This is a genomic window from Streptomyces sp. WMMB303, assembly GCF_029351045.1.
In the GTDB taxonomy this organism is placed as follows: domain Bacteria; phylum Actinomycetota; class Actinomycetes; order Streptomycetales; family Streptomycetaceae; genus Streptomyces.
Map to the genome: position 1 here is coordinate 726,673 of NZ_JARKIN010000001.1, position 18,183 is coordinate 744,855.

Consider the following 18,183-nt stretch of genomic DNA (forward strand, 5'->3'; position numbering starts at 1 on the left):
GTTCCGGGGCTCAGTCCCGCGCGAGACCGAACCGGGCCCGCAGCCCGGTGCGCTCGTCGGGGGCGACGGACGCGGCGCCGTCCGTGACCGTCTCGTAGACGGCGAGGATGTCGGCACCGACGGTGGACCAGTCGAACCGCCGCACATGCCGCGAGCCGCGCTCACGCAGGTCGGTGCGGCGTGCGGAGTCGGCCAGGAGGCGTACGGCGGAGTCGGCCAGCGCGTCGGCCCGGCCGACCGGGAACAGCTCTCCGGCCGCTCCGCCGTCGAGCACCTGCTCGAAGGCGTCCAGGTCGCCGGCGAGCACCGGGGCACCGGCCGACATGGCCTCCACCAGGATGATCCCGAAGGACTCGCCCCCCGTGTTGGGTGCGACGTAGAGGTCCACGCTGCGCAGCAGCCGCGCCTTGTCCTCGTCACTGACCATGCCGAGGAACTCCACGCTCCCGCGCATGGCTGCCGGGAGCTGCGCGACCGCCTCCTGCTCGTCCCCCCGTCCGGCGACCAGCAGCCGGGTGCCGGGAGCCGCCTCCAGGATGGCGGGCAGCGCCTTCATCAGCACCGGCAAGCCCTTGCGCGGCTCGTCGATCCGGCCGATGAACCCGATCGTGCGGCCCTCGGGGCCGCCCTGCCACGCGGGCTCGGGTTCGGCGCGGGAGAAGAAGCCGACGTCCACCCCGTTGGGGATGGTGACCGCGTCGCCGCCCAGGTGTTCGACCAGGGTGCGGCGCGCGTACTCGCTCACCGCGATCCGGGCGCTGATCTTCTCCAGCGCCGGCTGGAGAATCGGATACGCCGCGATCATCGCCCGGGAGCGCGGGTTGGAGGTGTGGAAGGTGGCGACGATGGGACCCTGCGCCGCCCAGCACGCCAGCAGGGACAGCGAGGGCGTGGCCGGTTCGTGGATGTGCAGCACGTCGAAGCCGCCCTCGTGCAGCCAGCGGCGGACTCGGGCCGCCGACAGGAAGCCGAAGTTCAGCCGCGCCACCGAACCGTTGTACGGCACGGGCACCGCACGTCCCGCCGAGACCACGTAGGAGGGCAGCGGCGTCTCGTCGTCCGAGGGCGCCAGCACGGACACCTCGTGCCCCAGCCGGATCAGATGCTCGGCCAGGTCGCGTACATGGAACTGGACGCCGCCGGGCACATCCCACGAATAGGGGCAGACGACTCCGATTCTCATCCGCGCCCCCGTTCCGCGGCCGGTCCTAGATCGGCGAGCCAGAAGCGCTGGAGCATGTGCCAGTCCTGCGGATGCGCGGCGATCCCCGCGGCGAAGGTGTCGGCCAGCGTCTGTGTCATGGCGGCGACCCGCTCCCGGCGCCCCTCGATCGGCGGAACCGGGATCGGCTGGTGGACCCTGGCCCGCATCCTGGGCGGCGCCTCGTACCAGAGCGTCACCGGCATCAGCAGGGCACCGGTCTGCTGGGCGAGCAGTGCGGGGCCGGCGGGCATCCGGGTGGCCTCGCCGAAGAAGTCGACCTCGATCCCGGCGGCGGACAGATCGCGGTCGGCGACCAGGCAGACGAAGCCGCCCGCGCGCAGCCTGCGCGCCAGCGTGCCGAACGCGGAGGCGCCACCGTGCGGCAGCACCTCCATGCCCAGGCTCTCGCGGTAGGCGACGAACCGGTCGTAGAGGGTCGCGGGCTCCAGGCGCTCGGCGACGGTGGTGAAGGGGGTGCGGGTCGCGGTCACGGCCCAGGCACCGGCCAGGTCCCAGTTGCCCATGTGCGGCAGCGCGAGCACGACCCCGCGCCCGGCGGCGAGCCCCTCGTGGAGCAGCTCCGCGTCCTCGACCTCGACGCTGTCCAGGATGTGCCGCTCGCTGTAGGCGGGCAGCCGGAAGGACTCCATCCAGTAGCGCAGATACGAGCGCATCCCGGCGCGGGAGAGCTGCCGCAGTTCGGCCGGGGAGGCTTCCGGGACCACCCGGGCGAGGTTCGCCTCCAGCCGGGCCACGCCCTTGCCGCGACGCCGCCACGCCGTGTCCGCCAGGCTGCGGCCGAGCCCGGCGGCCGCCGGCCCGGGCAGCTTCCGGACGCCCGCCCAGCCCAGTCCGTACAGCGCGTCGGTCAGCCGGCCGCGCAGCGCGCTCAAGCGGTCCTCCCGGGTTCCTCCGCCTCGTTCTGCGCGGCGCCCTCCGCGGCGTTCCCCGCGGCGGCCTTCCGCTCCTCGGCCTCGGCGACCTCGGCGGCCTCCCGCCGTACCGTCACCACGCGCTGGCCGAGTGTGACGGCGCTGCCGACGGCGACCACCCACAGCGCGATCGGCAGCAGCACACCCATGTAGGGGACGCCGAAAGTGGCCTCGAAGCCGGACAGGCCCGCGAGCACCAGCGTGATCACCAGCCGCTCGGCGCGCTCCACCAGGCCGTTCACGTCCACCGGCAGTCCGATGCTCTCGCCGCGCGCCTTGGTGTAGGAGACGACCTGCCCGCTGGCCAGACAGAACAGGGTCACGGCACACAGCACCAGGTCGTCGCCGCGGCCCGCGTACCACAGCGCGATTCCGCCGAAGACGGCCGCGTCGGCCACCCGGTCGAGCGTGGAGTCGAGGAAGGCGCCCCAGCGGCTGGAGCGGCCGAGCTGCCGCGCCATGTTGCCGTCCACCATGTCCGAGAAGACGAACAGGGTGATGACGACGGTGCCCCAGAAGAACGCGCCCTGCGGGTAGAAGACCAGGGCTCCCGCCATCACTCCCAGCGTGCCGACCAGGGTGACGGCATCGGGGCTCACACCTCGGCGCAGCAGCATCGCGGCGAACGGGGTGAGAACACGCGTGAAGAATGCACGCGCGTACTTGTTCAGCATGACCGTCCCTGGTACGTCGAGAGTGAGCCGGATGACGGTGTGGCCACCGGGTGGCCCATCGTAGTCACGCGGCGGCGGCGCCCGGCGCACACGGTCGGGTAGTGCCGTGTCCCACGTATGGACGCCCGCAGGCGGCGGTGCAAAGCTCGAAGGACCGCGGTCCTTCGCGACCGCTCGGTCCCCCCAGCGTGCTCCAGCAGGTGACGACCGGAAGGCGGGACACATGGCCGAGAAAGCGCACGGGCACCCCGGAGCCGCCGGCAGGGCGACGGCGGCCGACCATCCCGGCTCGATTCGGAACGTGGTGCTGGTCGGCCACAGCGGAGCAGGCAAGACGACGCTGGTGGAAGCCCTCGCCCTGGCCTCGGGCGCGATCGACCGGGCCGGCCGGGTGGAGGAGGGCACCTCGCTCTCCGACCACGACGAGATCGAGCAGCGGCGGCAGCGCTCCGTGCAGCTCTCGCTGGTGCCGCTGCGGTGGGACGGCATCCGGGTCAACCTCCTGGACACCCCGGGGTACGCGGATTTCGTCGGGGAGCTGCGGGCCGGGCTGCGCGCCGCGGACGCCGCTCTCTTCGTGGTCTCGGCCGCCGACGGGGTGGACGGGGCCACCCGGCTGGTGTGGCAGGAGTGCGCGGCCGTCGGCATGCCCCGGGCCATCGTCGTGACCCATCTGGACGCCGCCCGCGCCGACTTCGAGGAGATGACCGCGAGCTGCCGGCGGGAGCTGGGCGGTGACGATCCGGACACCGTCGTCCCGCTCTACCTGCCGGAGCCGGGCGCTCGGCGCTCCGACGGGACGGCCCCGGTGACCGGTCTGATCGGACTGCTCACCGGACGACTGTTCGACTACGCGGAGGGGAAGCGCACCGAGCGTGACCCGGACGAGGGACAGCTGCCGGTCGTCGCGGAGGCCAGGAACCGGCTGATCGAGGGGATCATCGCGCAGAGCGAGGACGAGTCCCTGATGGACCGCTACCTGGCCGGCGAGGACTGCGACACCAAGACGCTCGTCGAGGACCTGGAGAAAGCCGTGGCCCGGGGTACGTTCCACCCCGTGCTGGCCGCCGCCCCCGCCACCGGGAGCGCCCGGCAGGGGCTCGGCACCGTCGAACTGCTGGAGCTGATCACCGGTGGTTTCCCGACACCCGCGGAGCACGGGATCCCCGCCGTCACGGCGGCCGACGGCACGCCGCTCCCACCGCTCGGCTGCGATCCGGAGGGTCCGCTGGCCGCCGAGGTCGTCAAGACCTCCTCCGATCCCTACGTGGGCCGGATCTCCCTGGTCCGTGTCTTCTCCGGCACCCTGCGCCCGGACGAGACCGTGCACGTCGCCGGGCACGGCGCCACGGAACCGGACCGAGAGGGCCGTCCGCCGCACGAGGAGGACGAGCGGATCGGCGCACTGTCCGCGCCGTTCGGCAAGCAGCAGCGCACGCTGGACGCGGCCATCGCGGGCGACCTCGCCTGCGTGGCCAAGCTCAGCCGCGCCGAGACCGGCGACACCCTCTCCGCCAAGGACCGCCCGCTGCTGATGGCCCCCTGGCAGATGCCCGACCCGCTGCTCCCCGTCGCCGTCCAGGCCCACAGCAAGGCGGATGAGGACAAGCTCTCCCAGGGCCTGGCCCGGCTGGTGGCCGAGGACCCGACGATGCGGCTGGAGCAGAGCCCCGAGACCCACCAACTGGTGCTGTGGTGCGTGGGCGAGGCGCACCGGGATGTCGCGCTGGAGCGGCTGCGGTCCCGCTTCGGAGTGCGGGTGGACACCGTCGAGCACCGGGTGGCGCTGCGCGAGACGTTCGCCTCGGCCGCCCGGGGGCGTGGGCGGCATGTCAAGCAGTCCGGCGGACACGGCCAGTACGCCATCTGCGACATCACCGTCGAGCCGCTGCCCGCGGGTTCCGGCATCGAGTTCGTCGACAAGGTGGTGGGGGGCGCGGTACCGCGCCAGTTCATCCCTTCGGTGGAGAAGGGCGTCCGCGCGCAGGCGGCCAAGGGGGTGGTCGCCGACTGTCCGCTGGTGGACGTGCGGATCACCCTCGTCGACGGCAAGGCGCACTCCGTCGACTCCTCGGACGCGGCCTTCCAGACCGCGGGCGCGCTCGCGCTGCGCGAGTGCGCGGCCGGGGCGAGGGTCGCGCTGCTGGAGCCGGTGGCCGAGGTGGCGGTCGTGGTTCCCGACGACTACGTGGGTGCCGTGATGAGCGACCTCTCCTCCCGGCGCGGCCGGGTGCTCGGTACCGAACAGGCCGGTGCGGGCAGCACGGTGGTCCGCGCCTCGGTTCCCGAGATCGAGATCGGCAGGTACGCGGTCGACCTGCGGTCGATGTCGCACGGAACCGGCCGGTTCTCGCGCGCTTACGCGCGGCACGAGCCGATGCCGCAGCAGCATGCGGCACGCGTCCTCGAAGCGGAGGGCGGGCCCGGCGGCCGGTGAGACGCGAAGGCGCCGCCGGTGGCCGGAGCCGGGGAACCACTCATGCGGGCGGTCGCCGCCGGCGCCCTTCCTGAGGCAAGATGTGTGCCGACCACGGCAGTTGGGAAGCCGTCTGGCGTGGTCGGCGGCACCTCACCGGACCTGCGCCGGGTCGGCACCGGGTGCCGTGAGCCTGATCCGAGCGGAGTGGGGGCCCAGTGGCCGGATTCGACGATCTCAGCAGCCGGCCCGACGTGGCGGCGGAGTTCACCCCGGGTGCCCAGGTGCCCATCTCCGGGTCGGGCGGGCAGACGGCGGCGTCCCAGGCGCTGGCCTCGGCGGCCTACCGCGACGACGAGGTCGAGAAGCTGGTCGCGGCCAACCCGGACGCCGGTTTCAAGAAGCCGCGGCTCTCCCTGTTCGAGCCCAACCTCGGTGAGGCGTACTCCCGTGCGGTGCAGACCCGGCTGCTCGGCGGCGCCCGCGCCCCGCTCATCCAGTCCTTCGGCATCGAACCGCAGACCATCGTGGAGCACTGCCTGGCCGCCACCCGGGTGCGCAAGCAGCGCGACGCGCGGCTGACCGGTGTGATGGTGCTCTTCGGGCTGCTGTTCCTGCCCGGGGTGCTGCTGTGGCTGCTGGCCTTCCAGTTGCGCCGCATGATCGCCGGGTCCAAGGACAAGCGCGCCGGCGCTGTCGGCATGGTGGTGCTGGTCGCCGTCGGGGCGCTGGCCGTGCTCTTCGCGATCAAGCTCCCGGTCAGCGGCTTCTGGGGAATCTATCTGCGGGCGATGCTGATCGCGCCGGTGGTCGGCGGGATGTGGGCCAAGCAGATCTGCGAGCGGTACGCCAAGGATCTGCGCGCCCGGTGGCAGAGCCTGCTGGGCGGCACCGGGGTCGGCGCCAAGATCCCCGAAGCGGTGCCCCAGGACCCGGGCGACGCGGGCGCCGAACGCATCCGGCTGGGCCTGGCCAAGGTCGCCGCCGAGCAGGCCGGCAACCTGATCTACTACGCGGGCCCCAAGGGGATACTGGGCATGGGTACCCGGTGGGGCAGTTGGCAGCTCGCCGAGGAGCTGACGCCCGCGCGGGAGGGCGAGGAGATCAACCCGTTCCGCAGCTGGGACGTCATCCGCGCCATCCACGACCAGCTGCGCCTCCTGGAGCGCGGCCCGCTGCACACCGGCGGCTTCCCCACCCCCTCGGTACGGCACTGGGTGGTCTCCCCCATCGCCGAGGGCGCCAAGGCGGTCAAGCACCCCGAGGGCCAGGAGGTCGAGGGGTACCGCATCAAGGACTTCGAGATACAGCGCATCTGCAACGAGCAGCAGTTCGGGGCCGGCAACCGGCACTACCTCGGCGTCCAGTTCGTGCTGTGGGACGGCCAGTTGGTGATCACGCTGCTGATCAGCGTGACGGTGCTGCACCACACCCTGCGCATCGAAGTCACCGGCCACGCACTGGGGCCCGTCGACGGGCTGTTCACCAGCGGCCCGCAGGCCAAGACCAAGGAGGTCGCCAAGAGCGTCAAGTTCTGGGAGACCCGCACGGTCAACCTGCCCCTGGTGGAGACCAAGGAGGTGGTGCGCCTCGCCGCGCGGGCCCCGCTGACCTGGTTCCCACCCGTGCTGGACTTCCTCGGCGGCAAGCTCTCGCTGCCCGAACCGTTCGGTCTGCGGCACGCCTGGGCGAAGAAGCCGTGGCGGCACCGCTTCATGGCCGACGACGCGATGCGCGCGGCGACGCCGGTGCTGCGGGTCGTGCACGCGGCCGCCATCAAGGTGCTGGAGGAGAACGGCTGCGACGTCGAGCGGTTCGGCTCCCGTTCGCTCAATCTCAGCGCCGCCGTGCAGGACGCCAAGCCGTTCAAGGCCGACGTCTACGACGCCTGAACGGACATCCGGGGGATCACCAGGCCTCGGCCAGCATCGCGCGGGTGTCCGCCAGGAGCTGCGGCAGCACCCGGGTGTGGCCGACGACGGGCATGAAGTTGGTGTCGCCGCCCCAGCGTGGCACCACGTGCTGGTGCAGGTGGGCGGCGATACCGGCGCCCGCGACCGCGCCCTGGTTCATGCCGATGTTGAAGCCGTGCGCTCCGGAGACCCGCCGCAGCACGGTCATCGCGCGCTTGGTGAACTCCGCGATTTCCAGGGTCTCGGCCTCGTCCAGCTCGGTGTAGTCCGCCAGGTGCCGGAACGGCACGGTCATCAGATGGCCGCCGTTGTACGGGTAGAGGTTGAGCACCGCGTAGACCTTCTCGCCACGGGCGATGATCAGACCGTCCGCGTCGGACTTCTCCGGGATGGTGCAGAAGGGGCAGCCGTCCTCGGCGCCGGGGCCGCTCGGTTTGTTCTCACCCTGGATGTAGGCCATCCGGTGCGGTGTCCACAGGCGCTGGAACTGGTCCGGTGCCCCCACTCCGATCTGCTGCTCCGGCTCACTCGTCATGTCCGCCAGCTTATGCGCCGGACAGCGCGGGACACGAGGAGGGGGCGTACCAGCCGGACGGCCGCCTCCTCCCCGCGTCACAGTGGATTCATCGGGGGTCACACCTGGATACGGCGCTCCACGGCGTCGAGGATCTCCGCGATCGCCTCGTCCTGGGGGATGCCGTTCCGCTGCGAGCCGTCGCGGTAGCGGAAGGACACCGCGCCGTTGGCGACGTCCTCGTCACCGGCGATCACCATGAACGGCACCTTGGACTTCTGGGCGTTGCGGATCTTCTTCTGCATCCGGTCGGAGGAGGAGTCCACCTCCATCCGCAGGCCCCTGGCCTTGGCGGCGGCGGCGAACTCCGCCAGGTACGGAACGTGGTCGTCGCCGATCGGGATGCCGACCGCCTGCACCGGCGCGAGCCAGGCCGGGAAGGCGCCCGCGTAGTGCTCCAGGAGCACGGCGAAGAACCGCTCGATGGAGCCGAACAGCGCACGGTGGATCATCACGGGCTGCCGGCGGGAGCCGTCGGCAGCGGTGTACTCGAGGCCGAACCTGGCGGGCTGCTGGAAGTCGACCTGGATGGTGGACATCTGCCAGGTGCGGCCGATGGCGTCCCGGGCCTGGACGGAGATCTTGGGCCCGTAGAAGGCGGCGCCGCCCGGGTCCATGACCAGGTCGAGGCCCTGCTTGCCCGCGGCCTGCCGCAGCGCCTCGGTGGCCTCCTCCCACTCCTCGTCGGTGCCCATGAACTTGTCCGACTCGGGGTCGCGAGTGGACAGTTCCAGGTAGAAGTCGCTGAGGCCGTAGTCGCGCAGCAGGTTCAGGACGAAGGTGAGCAGGTTGTCCAGCTCGTCCGGCATCTGCTCCTTGGTGCAGTAGATGTGCGAGTCGTCCTGGGTGAAGCCGCGGGCGCGGGTGAGTCCGTGGACGACGCCGGACTTCTCGTACCGGTAGACGGTGCCGAACTCGAACAGCCGCAGCGGCAGCTCCCGGTAGGACCGGCCGCGGGCGCGGAAGATGAGGTTGTGCATCGGGCAGTTCATCGCCTTGAGGCGGTAGTTCTGCTCGTCGAACTCGAGCGGCGGGAACATGCCGTCCGCGTAGTGCGGCAGGTGCCCGGAGATCTCGAAGAGCCGCTCCTTGGTGATGTGCGGCGTGTTGACGAAGTCGTAGCCGGACTCCTCGTGCCGCCGGCGCGAGTAGTCCTCCATCACCTTGCGGACGACGCCGCCCTTGGGGTGGAAGACGGCGAGCCCCGAACCGAGTTCCTCGGGGATGGAGAAGAGGTCCAGCTCGGTGCCGAGCTTGCGGTGGTCGCGCTTCTCCGCCTCGGCGAGGAACTCCAGGTACTGCTTGAGCTCGTCCTTGGTGGGCCATGCGGTGCCGTAGATCCGCTGGAGCTGCGGGTTCTTCTCACTGCCCCGCCAGTAGGCGGCCGCGGACCGCATCAGCTTGAAGGCGGGGATCTGCCGGGTGGTGGGCAGGTGCGGACCGCGGCACAGGTCCTTCCAGCACAGTTCGCCGCTCTTGGCGTCGAGGTTGTCGTAGACGGTCAGCTCGCCGGACCCGACCTCGGCCGAGGCGCCCTCCGCGGCGTCGGCCGCCTTGCCCTTGAGGCCGATCAGCTCCAGTTTGTACGGCTCGTCCGCCAGCTCCTCGCGGGCGTCCTCGTCGGTGGTGACGCGGCGGGAGAAGCGCTGGCCCTGCTTCTGGATCTGCTGCATCTTCTTCTCGATGCGCTTGAGATCGTCGGGGGTGAAGGGCTCGGCCACGTCGAAGTCGTAGTAGAAGCCGTCCTTGACGGGCGGACCGATGCCGAGCTTCGCGTCCGGGAAGAGCTCCTGGACGGCCTGGGCCAGCACGTGCGCGGTGGAGTGGCGCAGCACGGCCAGCCCGTCCGCGCTGGTGATCTCGACGGGCTCCACCTCGTCGCCGTCGGCCAGCGGACGGGCGAGGTCCCGCAGCTCGCCGCCGATGCGCGCGGCGACGACGGATCGCTCCCCCTCGAAGAGCGCGGCGGCCGTAGTGCCCGTGGTCACCACGCGCTCTTCCCGCTCGGAATCGCGTTGGATGGTCACACGGACATCTGACACCGGTCTCTCCTGACTCTCACCTGGGATACGCGGCCCGCGCCGCGCCGTCGAATCGTACCGAGCCGCAGCGCCCGACCGCGAAACGGTCACGGCCCGCGACGGGAGTCGGCCGCGGCACCGGGCGGGACGGTTCGGCCGGCGGTCAGCCGCCCGTACCGGGCCGGTCATCCGCCCATACCGCGCTCGAAGTCGTCGAGGGCCTTGCGCAGCCGCTTCAGCAGGCGCTCCCGGGCTTCCTCGGGCACCGGGACAGGGGCGACGTCGTGCGCACCGCTCAGCCGCCGGAAGCCGCCCCGGCTCTCCAGCAGACCGGCGATCCGCAGCGGCAGCCCCGCCAGATGGGAGTGCACGGCGCGCAGGTAGCCCTCGTCGTCCAGCCGGGCCCGCACCTGGGTCACCTCGGCACCGGCCAGCACATCGAGGCGCACCGAGCCGGGTTCGCCGGGCCGGGCGCGGCGCAGCCGTACGACGGTTCCCGTGACCCGCACCGGGACCGAGGGCTCGACGCGCTCGTAGTGCCGCCCGGCCAGTTCGAGTGCGGGCAGGTCGGCCGGGGTGAAGACGAGCGCCGGTGGCCGGCGCGGGCAGCCCCGGGGCGCTCCGGCCGTGCGGGACCAGGCGAGGGTGATCCGTACTCCTTCGGTTCCGCGCACCAACTGGCAGAGTGATTCGGTGAGTTCGGCGCAGCAGCCGTCGGCCACGGCGGCGTCGAAGTGCTCGGTGGCACCGGTGGCGCGGTAGCGGCACACGGCCTGGGCGGTGGCCCGCAGCGCACGGCACAGCACGGCCAGCTCCCGGCCGCCGCCGCCCGGTGGCCCGGGCGCGGCCGAGGCGGTCAGCGTCCGTCCGGCCGCGCTCTCCTCGGGATCCTCCGCGTACCGCGCCCGCCGGGTGAAGGCGTCTGCCCGGCGGTCGCCCCGGGCGCCGTGGAATCCGGCGCTCCGCTGCGCTGCCAGGGCTCCGGCACGGAGCATCGCACGGGCCGCCGTGTCCAGTTTCCGGCGCGCCCGCCAGGCGGCTGCCGCGTTGCCCGCGGGCAGTTCGCGTCTCCAGTGGATCTCGTCGTCGTCGGCGACGCCTCGCATCACGCTCTCCGTGTCCCGGCCACTCCCTTCCTTCTCCTGACCGCGGAGTGGAGCCGCAAAACGGAGCGAACAGCGGCAGATCGGAGGGGCGCTGGACGGATATGCGAAAAGCCGCAGCGTCTGCTGACACTGCGGCTTCGGATGCTCCCGTACGGCTACCGGGTGGGCGATACTGGGTTCGAACCAGTGACCTCTTCGGTGTGAACGAAGCGCTCTCCCACTGAGCTAATCGCCCCGGGTGTTCCGCCGTTGACCCGGCGGCACGTGCAGAACAATACAGTGCGTCTCACTCTTCATCCAAACCCCTTTCCAGCAGGGTCCGCAGACCGTGCAGGCCGCCGCGCATCATCAGGCGGTGGTTGGCGACGAAGAGGGGCCGGGCGGGGACGGCCAGCAGGCGCAGCAGGCGCTTGCCGACCTCCACGTCCTGGGTGAAGAGCGCGACACTGCCGCCGTCGTCGGGGCGTACGCACCAGCGGGCCCAGCCGTCCAGGTCGCCGCTCATGCCGACCTCCAGGATCCCGGCCGCCTGGTCGCGGCGCCGTGCGTGGAGGGCGATCGAGAGCCGGTAGGGCAGCGAAGCCCGGATGCGCAGGAGACCGCTGTCCTGGCCGGTCCGGGCGAATTCGCGCACCTGGGGCCACCACGCGGGGTACGCGTCGAGCCGCTCCAAGGCGGTGTAGACCCGGCTCGGCGGGGCCGCGACCGGCCAGACGGCGCGGAAGCGGTAGTGGTTCGGACGCACGGGGCCGGCCCTCCCGGGAACGGGGATTCGACGACACAGGGCCCGGAAGCTGATCGCTTCCGGGCCCTGTGTATGGCGTGGGCGATACTGGGTTCGAACCAGTGACCTCTTCGGTGTGAACGAAGCGCTCTCCCACTGAGCTAATCGCCCGCCGGCGGGCACAACATTACCGCATGTCAGCGGGTGGTCATGACCATCAGGAGGACTGCCGGGCCGCCTTGCGCTCCTTACGGGCCGCGCGGCGGTCCTTGAGCCACCGGGTGCCCTCCCGGTACTTGCGCTTGGTCCACCGCAGCACGTGCTGCGCCCAGACGAACTCGGTGGCCCAGACCGCCATCCCGCCGAAGATCACGAGCCAGCCGGGCCCGGGAAGCGGAAGCATGATCACACCGCCGGTCACGATCGCCAGACCGACGATGAAGACCACCACGCGCCAGCTCAGGTGCAGTGGTCTGGACGCCTGGACGAATCTCGGCGCACGGGAGCCGAGGGGCTTCTCCTCCCGGACTTCAGGCGGCATCGCGTCACTCTCCGCAGTCATGACAGACAAGGTACCTGACTCTTTTCGGCCAGGGCCGGTTCACTGGAATGGCGGCACCTCCCAAACCTACAAGAGCCGTACGAAGGAATCGATTCCGTACAAAACAGTCAGAGGGGTTTACAACCGGCGCGTAGGTGGCATGTCGATTTCGCCGACGTGCGAACCCCCGAGCGCACACTGAGCGAAAGGCCCTGGCGCTTATGAACACAACGGTGAGCTGTGAGCTGCACCTGCGCCTCGTTGTTTCGAGCGAGTCCTCACTGCCTGTACCAGCGGGCCTGCGGTACGACACGGCGGACCCCTACGCCGTGCACGCCACCTTCCACACCGGTGCCGAGGAGACCGTGGAGTGGGTCTTCGCCCGCGACCTCCTCGCCGAGGGGCTGCACAGGCCCACGGGCACCGGGGACGTCCGAGTCTGGCCGTCCCGCAGCCACGGACAGTCCGTGGCCTGCATCGCCCTCAGTTCCCCGGAGGGCGAGGCCCTGCTCGAGGCCCCGGCGCGGGCACTGGAATCCTTCCTCAAGCGGACCGACGCGGCCGTACCGCCCGGTACCGAGCACCGCCACTTCGACCTCGACACCGAGCTCTCGCACATCCTCGCGGAGAGCTGAGACCGCCGGTCACCGCGGCCGTCCGACTCGGGGCGACGGCCGACGGTCCGGCAGCCGTGTGCCACGGCACCGCTTCGTGTAACGGCACACTGCGACGCCGCCGCCGCGTACTCGTACGCGGCGGCGGCGTCGCTGCGCGCGGCGACGGCCCGGCCACCGTCCGGAAACACCCGCCCTCGGGCCGGAGCATAGCGACTAGTCTTCCCCCTCAGGCCGGAGGATTTCCCGGACACGGCAGGAGCGGCCCGTGCAGATCAACCACGACACCCGGTGCGCGCTCGACCAGGCGGTCGAGCTGCTCAACACCATGGCGGACGGCGAGACCCCCGACACGCTGGTGTCCGTGGCAGACCTGCGCGCCTACGCGGAGCGCACCAACGTCAGCGGGGTCGGTGCGCTGTCCGAGGACGACGTGCGCGCCGTCCGCGCGGTGCGGGAGCGCTTCGCCGAGGTCTTCGCCACCGAGGACACCCGCACCGCGGCCGGGCTGCTCAACGCGCTGGTCGCCGAGGCGGGCACGACGCCCCAGCTCACCGACCACGACGACTACGACTGGCACGTGCACTACTTCGCGCCCGGCGCCTCCGTCGCCCAGCATCTGGCGGCCGACTGCGGCATGGCGCTGGCGTTCGTCCTCGTCGCGGGCGAGCGCGACCGGCTGCGGCGCTGTTCGGCACCCGACTGCCGACGGGTCTTCGTGGACCTGTCCCGCAACCGCTCCCGCCGCTACTGCGACAGCCGCACCTGCGGCAACCGGCTGCACGTCGCCGCCTACCGGGCGCGCCGGCGGGAGTCGACCGGGAGCGACGTCCCGCGCTGAACGCGCAGCGCCGTCCGCGGCGGCCGGCGCTGCCCCGCCCCGGTCGGCTCCGTCAGAGCAGCAGCAGGTCGTGCGCCCCGGCGGCACCGAGCAGTACCGCGATCACGGCGAGGAACAGCATCAGCGGCGGTTGGGAGAGTGCGTACAGGCACCCCTTGGGCTCGGAGGGCGGCAGCTCGTCGAGCTCGATCGCGGAGTTCGGCGTCGTGTCCATCTCGCCGCGATCATGTCGCAGCCCCGGCGGCACCGGACGACCACTCCACCCCATTCCCGGTGGTTTTGGCCGGAAAGCCGGTTGTGCCGTGAGCCCGCGTGCTAAGGCGCTTGGCACGCGGGGACAGCAGGAGCCCGGCTCGGACGGGCCGAACGGGGGGGGCTAGATGCCGTGCTTCTTGAGGATGGCCTCGATGTCGGAGAAATCCTCGCCCGGCTCGGCACCCTTGCCCTTGCCCTTGCCGGATGCGGGCCTGTCGGATGCGGGCCTGCCGGGCGCGGACTGCTGTCGGGTGGCGGGTGGCCCGGAGGCGCCGAGCGCGGGCGCTCCCGCGGCGGGCTCCGCGGCTCGAGTCTCCCGGCGGGACGCGGCCGACCCGCTGCGGGCCGCGGCCGCGCGGCCGATGATCCACAGCACGATGGCGCAGGCCAGCACGGCGAACCCGGCCCAGACCGTGGGCTTGAGGACCAGATCGGCCGCCCAGCTGCCGACCGCCCTGCCGATCTTGCCGCCGAGCCCCACCAGGCCGGACATCGCCAGCCCGACCGGCACCAGCGCGAGGGCGGCCAGCCGCGTCGCGGCGGCGAAGCGACGCCGCCACGCCGTGAGGAAGGCGATGGCCAGGCCGGCCGCGGAGAGCGCGGCGCAGACGGTGGTGGTGAGCATGTCTCCATGGTCGCACCGGCCGAGCGGTGGCGGCCATGGCCGGGGCCGCGGTTCAGGGAGATCTCCGGGTAGGACCCCTCCTGGGGGCTGAGAGACTGTCGCCATGGACAACCCCACCGACTCCGGCACCACCCTCCCGCAGCCCCGCGCCACCCTGGAGGTGTGGTGCGAGCTGCAGTGCCCGGACTGCCACCGCGCCCAGACCGATCTGCGGGCCCTGCGGGAGCGGTACGGCGACGCGCTGGAGATCCGGCTGCGGCATTTCCCGCTGGGGAAGCACAAGCACGCCTATGCGGCCGCCCAGGCGTTCGAGGAGGCGGTGGAGCAGGGCAAAGGCGAGGAGTACGCCGCTGCGGTGCTGGCACGCACCGCGGAACTGACCGAGCGGGGCGAGGCGCTGCTGGTCGAGGTGGCCCGCGGCCTGGGCCTGGACGCGGACGAGGTCGAGACGGCCCTGATCGACGGGCGGCATCTGCTGGTGGTCGACGCCGACCAGGCCGAGGGCAAGGCGATCGGGGTGACCGGCACCCCGACGTACGTCCTCGACGGGCGGCGGCTGGACGGCGGAAAGAGCCAGGAGGGGCTGCGCGAGCGGATCGAGGAGATCGCCGACCGGCTGCTGGGGCGCTGAGCGGCGGCCGCCACAGCAGCCCTGGGGGTCACAGCAGCGTCTTGAGGTAGTGACGCTCCACCGTCCGGTAGCCCAGCGAACCGTAGAGCCGCCGGGCCGGTGTGTTGCCGGCGAAGACGTTGAGTCCCAGGCGGTCGGCCCCGGCGTCCAGGCAGACGGTTTCCGCGGCCAGCATCAGGGCGCGCCCGTGGCCCTCGCGCCGCCTTCCGGGCTGCACCCGGACGTCGTAGACCCAGGCGCGGACGTCGCTGCGGGGCAGCCCGGTGAAGCCCAGCCAGAACGTGCCGACGGCGGTGCCCTCGCAGATGAGGACGCGCAGCGCGGCCCCGGCCGAGGCGGCGCCGTCCGGCAGGTGCGTGCCCCGCACGGCCGCGGACCGGGCGAGGGCCTGCTCCCGGGAGTGGCCGTGCTCGACCAGCCCGGCGACGAAGGTCGCCGTCCCCTCTTCCCACCAGGCGTCGAACTCGGCGTGGACCAGCGGACGCAGCGCGCGGCCCGGGGGCAGCGCGGGGCGCGTGTGCAGCGACTTGATCAGATGGCTGCTGCGCTCCGTGTAGCCGAGCGCGGCCAGCAGACGCACCCCGGCGGGCTGTCCGCCGCCCGTTCCGGCCCCGGCGGGCGCTTCGGCCCCGGCGGTCAGCGGAACACCCGCCTCGACTCGGGTGCAGCCCCAACCGCGCAGCACCTCCTCGGCGGCGAGTGCCGCCACGGCGCCCCGGCCCCGCCGCCGCTCCCCCGGCTCCACGTACAGCCGCAGCCGCCCCAGCGCCGGGCCGTCCTCCGGCGCCCGGCTGAGGTGCACGGTGCCCACGGGGCGGGAGTTGACCCGGATCTCGTAGGCACGCGCGCGTCCGCCCTCGGGCGGGCTGCTTTCCGGACCGGTGGGGCGCAGAGTGGTCGTCACGGTGCCGTTCTACCCGGGCGGCCCCCGGCGCCCACCTGCCGTGTGCCGGATCACGTGGGATCACCCGGACCGGGAAGCTCCTCGGCGGCGCCTCCCGGCGCCGCTACGGGTCGATGTCGGCCGCCGAACGCTCCTCGAAGATCCGCATGGCCTTGGCGGTGACCGGGCCCGGCGCACCGGGCAGGGCACGCCCGTCCAGCCGCGCCACGGCCTGCACGTCGCGCAGGCTGGAGGTCACGAAGACCTCCTCGGCCCGCTCCAGCGCTTCCATCGGGAGATCCGTCTCGTGCGCACCCGCCCACTCCAGGACCAGGGCCCGGGTGATCCCCGCCAGGCAGCCCGAGGCGAGCGGCGGCGTGTGCAGCTCGCCGTCGAGGACGACGAAGACGTTGGACCCGGTGCCTTCGCACAGCCGCCCGTGGGTGTTGGCGAACAGGGCCTCGGTGGCGGCATGTTGCCGGGCGCGGGCGAGCGCGACGACGTTCTCCGCGTACGAGGTGGTCTTCAGCCCGGTGACCGCGCCGCGCTCGTTCCGGGTCCAGGGGACGGTGACGACCGAGGTGGTGTCCGGGCGACGGGTCGCCTCTCCGAGGGCGACCACGAGGGTGGGGCCCGCCTCGCCGCGGTCCGAGCCGAGCGGCGAGACGCCCCCGGTGTAGGTGATCCGCAGCCTGCCGTAGGGCATCGGGTTGGCGGTGGTGACCGCGTCGCAGGCCCGCCGCGCCTCGTCCGCGTCGGGCTCGGGCAGGCCGAGGCCGCGCGCCGAGGAGGCGAGCCGCCGCAGATGCCGGGTGAGCGCGAACGGGGTGCCGTCCACGGTCCTGAGGGTCTCGAAGACCCCGTCCCCGACTGTCAGCCCGTGATCGAACACGGAGACGTTCGCGCTGTGCGCGTCCTGGAGTCCGCCGTCGAGCCAGATCTTCACTGCTGTTCACCTCGGGGAGCCGCTGGGGGCCGCTGTGTCACCGGACGGGCACCGGGCGCGGCCGACGCGCGCGCTGCGGTGGCCGCGGCGCTTCTGTCGTTCCCGGCGTTCTTGGAGTTCTCGTCGTACTCCCCCGACGCTACCGCGAGCAGCCGGGAAGCCTTCAGTTCCGTCTCCCGCCACTCCTGGTCCGGGTCGGAGTCCCAGATGATCCCCGCGCCCGTCCCGAAACGCAGCAGCGGGCGCGGGTGGTCCCGCTCGATCCAGAACGTACGTATGCCGACGGCCAGCGCGCCCGTTCCACGGTCGGCGTCCACCCAGCCTATGCCGCCGGTGTACGGGCCGCGCGGCGTCGTCTCCAGTGCGTCGATCAGCCGCAGCGCGGAGGACTTGGGCGCGCCGGTGATCGAGCCGGGCGGAAAGGTGCCGGCCAGCAGTCGCGCCCATCCGCCGGCTCCGCGGGCTGCGGACCCGGCGGCCTCCGGCAGCTCGCCGCGGACGGTGGAGACCAGGTGGACCAGATTCCGGTAGGGCTCGGGCGCGCACAGCGCGGGGACGGTGATGGAGCCGGGCACGCACACCCGGCCGAGGTCGTTGCGGACCAGGTCGGTGATCATCACGTTCTCGGCCCGCTCCTTCTCCCCCAGGTCGGCCGCGGAGCGGCCGGTGCCCTTGATGGGGCCGGACTCGACGGTGCGGTCCGCGCGCCTCAGGTACAGCTCCGGGGAGGCCGTGGCGATCTCCACGCCGTGCGCCGGCAGACGTACCGTGCCCGTGTAGGCCGCGGGAGTGCCGACGGCGAGCCGGGCGGTGAGCTGATCGATGTCGGCGGCCCCGGGGGCGGGGTCCGGCAGCGGCGCGGACAGCACGCGGCAGAGGTTGACCTGGTAGACGTCTCCGGTGCCGATGGCGGCGCGGATCCGCCGCACGCCCTCCGTGTAGGCGGCGCGGTCCAGCGAGCTGACCCAGGCGCCGGCTGCCGGGCCCCGCCAGCGGCCGGGCACCGGCGCGGGGAGCGGCGCCGGGCGCACGTCGCCGAACCGGGCGCACCACAGCCCGCCCTCGTAGTCGGCGACGACGGCCCACCACCCCGAGGAGTCGAGCGCCTCGGGGTCGCTGGTCACGTCGCGGAGGTCGGTGGCGAGGTGGCCGCCCAAGCGGGCGAGCGGGGTCAGATCGGACACGGTTTCGAGTCTATGAGGACGGCGGGGCGGGCACGCTGCGCAAACGGAATTTGAGCTGGCACGGGAATCCGCTAAAGTTCAACACGTCGCCGAGGTGCA

At 72.4% G+C, this 18,183-nt stretch carries 18 protein-coding genes and 2 tRNA genes; 5 read left to right on the forward strand and 15 right to left on the reverse strand.

Translation table 11 applies throughout. The features are described 5' to 3' along the window. Nucleotides 1-10: 10 nt before the first annotated feature. The 3 genes from P2424_RS03330 to pgsA are packed head-to-tail and all read right to left on the reverse strand — an operon-like array spanning nucleotide 11 to nucleotide 2,810. Nucleotides 11-1,183 (reverse strand): glycosyltransferase family 4 protein, encoded by a 1,173-nt coding sequence (locus P2424_RS03330; protein WP_276474303.1) that lies wholly within the window; start codon nucleotides 1,181-1,183, stop codon nucleotides 11-13. Continuing rightward, a complete protein-coding gene (locus P2424_RS03335) occupies nucleotides 1,180-2,097 on the reverse strand; it encodes a phosphatidylinositol mannoside acyltransferase (RefSeq protein ID WP_276474304.1) in 918 nt (305 codons plus the stop codon). The genes P2424_RS03330 and P2424_RS03335 overlap by 4 nt, the downstream gene beginning before the upstream one ends. Further along, a complete protein-coding gene (pgsA, locus tag P2424_RS03340; protein WP_276474305.1) occupies nucleotides 2,094-2,810 on the reverse strand; it encodes a phosphatidylinositol phosphate synthase in 717 nt (238 codons plus the stop codon). Before pgsA ends, P2424_RS03335 begins: the two co-directional genes overlap by 4 nt. 223 nt (nucleotides 2,811-3,033) lie before the next feature. Here pgsA and P2424_RS03345 point away from each other — a divergent pair, with 223 nt between their 5' ends. Together P2424_RS03345 and P2424_RS03350 are read left to right on the forward strand one after the other, a co-directional pair. Continuing rightward, nucleotides 3,034-5,247 (forward strand): elongation factor G-like protein EF-G2, encoded by a 2,214-nt coding sequence (locus P2424_RS03345; protein ID WP_276474306.1) that lies wholly within the window; start codon nucleotides 3,034-3,036, stop codon nucleotides 5,245-5,247. Nucleotides 5,248-5,444: 197 nt separating this feature from the next. Continuing rightward, nucleotides 5,445-7,118: a hypothetical protein gene (locus P2424_RS03350; protein ID WP_276474307.1), complete on the forward strand. Its 1,674-nt coding sequence runs from the start codon at nucleotides 5,445-5,447 to the stop codon at nucleotides 7,116-7,118. A gap of 16 nt (nucleotides 7,119-7,134) precedes the next feature. Here P2424_RS03350 and P2424_RS03355 read toward each other — a convergent pair whose 3' ends face one another. The 7 genes from P2424_RS03355 to P2424_RS03385 all read right to left on the reverse strand — a co-directional run bounded on the left by P2424_RS03355 (nucleotide 7,135) and on the right by P2424_RS03385 (nucleotide 12,126). Next, complete coding sequence (locus P2424_RS03355; protein ID WP_276474308.1) at nucleotides 7,135-7,674, reverse strand: HIT domain-containing protein; 540 nt, start codon at nucleotides 7,672-7,674, stop codon at nucleotides 7,135-7,137. Nucleotides 7,675-7,772: 98 nt separating this feature from the next. Continuing rightward, nucleotides 7,773-9,755, reverse strand: coding sequence for a threonine--tRNA ligase (gene thrS, locus P2424_RS03360; RefSeq protein ID WP_276474309.1), 1,983 nt, complete (start codon nucleotides 9,753-9,755; stop codon nucleotides 7,773-7,775). A gap of 164 nt (nucleotides 9,756-9,919) precedes the next feature. Further along, the gene (locus P2424_RS03365; RefSeq protein WP_276474310.1) at nucleotides 9,920-10,840 is read right to left on the reverse strand and encodes a hypothetical protein; all 921 of its coding nucleotides are present in this window, start codon (nucleotides 10,838-10,840) and stop codon (nucleotides 9,920-9,922) included. 163 nt (nucleotides 10,841-11,003) lie between these two features. Beyond that, nucleotides 11,004-11,075 (reverse strand) — tRNA-Val (locus P2424_RS03370). A gap of 51 nt (nucleotides 11,076-11,126) precedes the next feature. Beyond that, nucleotides 11,127-11,585, reverse strand: coding sequence for an SRPBCC family protein (locus tag P2424_RS03375; protein WP_276474311.1), 459 nt, complete (start codon nucleotides 11,583-11,585; stop codon nucleotides 11,127-11,129). Between the two features lie 78 nt (nucleotides 11,586-11,663). Beyond that, nucleotides 11,664-11,735 (reverse strand) — tRNA-Val (locus P2424_RS03380). Nucleotides 11,736-11,781: 46 nt separating this feature from the next. Further along, on the reverse strand, nucleotides 11,782-12,126 hold the full coding sequence (locus P2424_RS03385; protein ID WP_276474312.1) for a TIGR02611 family protein: 345 nt from the start codon (nucleotides 12,124-12,126) through the stop codon (nucleotides 11,782-11,784). 200 nt (nucleotides 12,127-12,326) lie between these two features. Between P2424_RS03385 and P2424_RS03390 the strand changes: the two genes are divergently transcribed. Together P2424_RS03390 and P2424_RS03395 are read left to right on the forward strand one after the other, a co-directional pair. After that, nucleotides 12,327-12,740, forward strand: a complete 414-nt coding sequence (locus tag P2424_RS03390; RefSeq protein ID WP_026005227.1) for an SsgA family sporulation/cell division regulator — start codon at nucleotides 12,327-12,329, stop codon at nucleotides 12,738-12,740. A 247-nt stretch (nucleotides 12,741-12,987) separates the two neighbouring features. Beyond that, a complete protein-coding gene (locus P2424_RS03395; protein ID WP_276474313.1) occupies nucleotides 12,988-13,560 on the forward strand; it encodes a CGNR zinc finger domain-containing protein in 573 nt (190 codons plus the stop codon). 52 nt (nucleotides 13,561-13,612) lie between these two features. Here the strand turns inward: P2424_RS03395 and P2424_RS03400 are convergent, their stop codons facing one another. Next, a complete protein-coding gene (locus tag P2424_RS03400) occupies nucleotides 13,613-13,774 on the reverse strand; it encodes a hypothetical protein (protein ID WP_276474314.1) in 162 nt (53 codons plus the stop codon). Nucleotides 13,775-13,936: 162 nt separating this feature from the next. Further along, entirely contained in the window at nucleotides 13,937-14,440 is a 504-nt protein-coding gene (locus tag P2424_RS03405; protein WP_276474315.1) for a hypothetical protein, read from the reverse strand. Nucleotides 14,441-14,543: 103 nt separating this feature from the next. On the opposite strand from P2424_RS03405, the gene P2424_RS03410 reads away from it, so the two are divergent. Continuing rightward, nucleotides 14,544-15,071, forward strand: a complete 528-nt coding sequence (locus P2424_RS03410; protein WP_276474316.1) for a DsbA family protein — start codon at nucleotides 14,544-14,546, stop codon at nucleotides 15,069-15,071. Nucleotides 15,072-15,099: 28 nt separating this feature from the next. Here P2424_RS03410 and P2424_RS03415 read toward each other — a convergent pair whose 3' ends face one another. The 3 genes from P2424_RS03415 to P2424_RS03425 all read right to left on the reverse strand — a co-directional run bounded on the left by P2424_RS03415 (nucleotide 15,100) and on the right by P2424_RS03425 (nucleotide 18,084). Further along, on the reverse strand, nucleotides 15,100-15,975 hold the full coding sequence (locus P2424_RS03415; RefSeq protein WP_276474317.1) for a GNAT family N-acetyltransferase: 876 nt from the start codon (nucleotides 15,973-15,975) through the stop codon (nucleotides 15,100-15,102). Between the two features lie 103 nt (nucleotides 15,976-16,078). Next, entirely contained in the window at nucleotides 16,079-16,900 is an 822-nt protein-coding gene (locus tag P2424_RS03420; protein WP_276474318.1) for an aminodeoxychorismate lyase, read from the reverse strand. Further along, on the reverse strand, nucleotides 16,897-18,084 hold the full coding sequence (locus P2424_RS03425) for a chorismate-binding protein (protein ID WP_276474319.1): 1,188 nt from the start codon (nucleotides 18,082-18,084) through the stop codon (nucleotides 16,897-16,899). The genes P2424_RS03420 and P2424_RS03425 overlap by 4 nt, the downstream gene beginning before the upstream one ends. Nucleotides 18,085-18,183: the final 99 nt, after the last annotated feature.

Excerpts from the sequence above, each read along its gene's own strand:
- P2424_RS03330 (WP_276474303.1), bottom strand. The coding sequence starts at position 1,183 with ATGAGAATCGGAGTCGTCTGCCCCTATTCGTGGGATGTGCCCGGCGGC.
- pgsA (WP_276474305.1), bottom strand. The coding sequence starts at position 2,810 with ATGCTGAACAAGTACGCGCGTGCATTCTTCACGCGTGTTCTCACCCCG.
- P2424_RS03345 (WP_276474306.1), top strand. The coding sequence starts at position 3,034 with ATGGCCGAGAAAGCGCACGGGCACCCCGGAGCCGCCGGCAGGGCGACG.
- P2424_RS03355 (WP_276474308.1), bottom strand. The coding sequence starts at position 7,674 with ATGACGAGTGAGCCGGAGCAGCAGATCGGAGTGGGGGCACCGGACCAG.
- P2424_RS03365 (WP_276474310.1), bottom strand. The coding sequence starts at position 10,840 with ATGCGAGGCGTCGCCGACGACGACGAGATCCACTGGAGACGCGAACTG.
- P2424_RS03385 (WP_276474312.1), bottom strand. The coding sequence starts at position 12,126 with ATGACTGCGGAGAGTGACGCGATGCCGCCTGAAGTCCGGGAGGAGAAG.
- P2424_RS03390 (WP_026005227.1), top strand. The coding sequence starts at position 12,327 with ATGAACACAACGGTGAGCTGTGAGCTGCACCTGCGCCTCGTTGTTTCG.
- P2424_RS03400 (WP_276474314.1), bottom strand. The coding sequence starts at position 13,774 with ATGGACACGACGCCGAACTCCGCGATCGAGCTCGACGAGCTGCCGCCC.
- P2424_RS03405 (WP_276474315.1), bottom strand. The coding sequence starts at position 14,440 with ATGCTCACCACCACCGTCTGCGCCGCGCTCTCCGCGGCCGGCCTGGCC.
- P2424_RS03410 (WP_276474316.1), top strand. The coding sequence starts at position 14,544 with ATGGACAACCCCACCGACTCCGGCACCACCCTCCCGCAGCCCCGCGCC.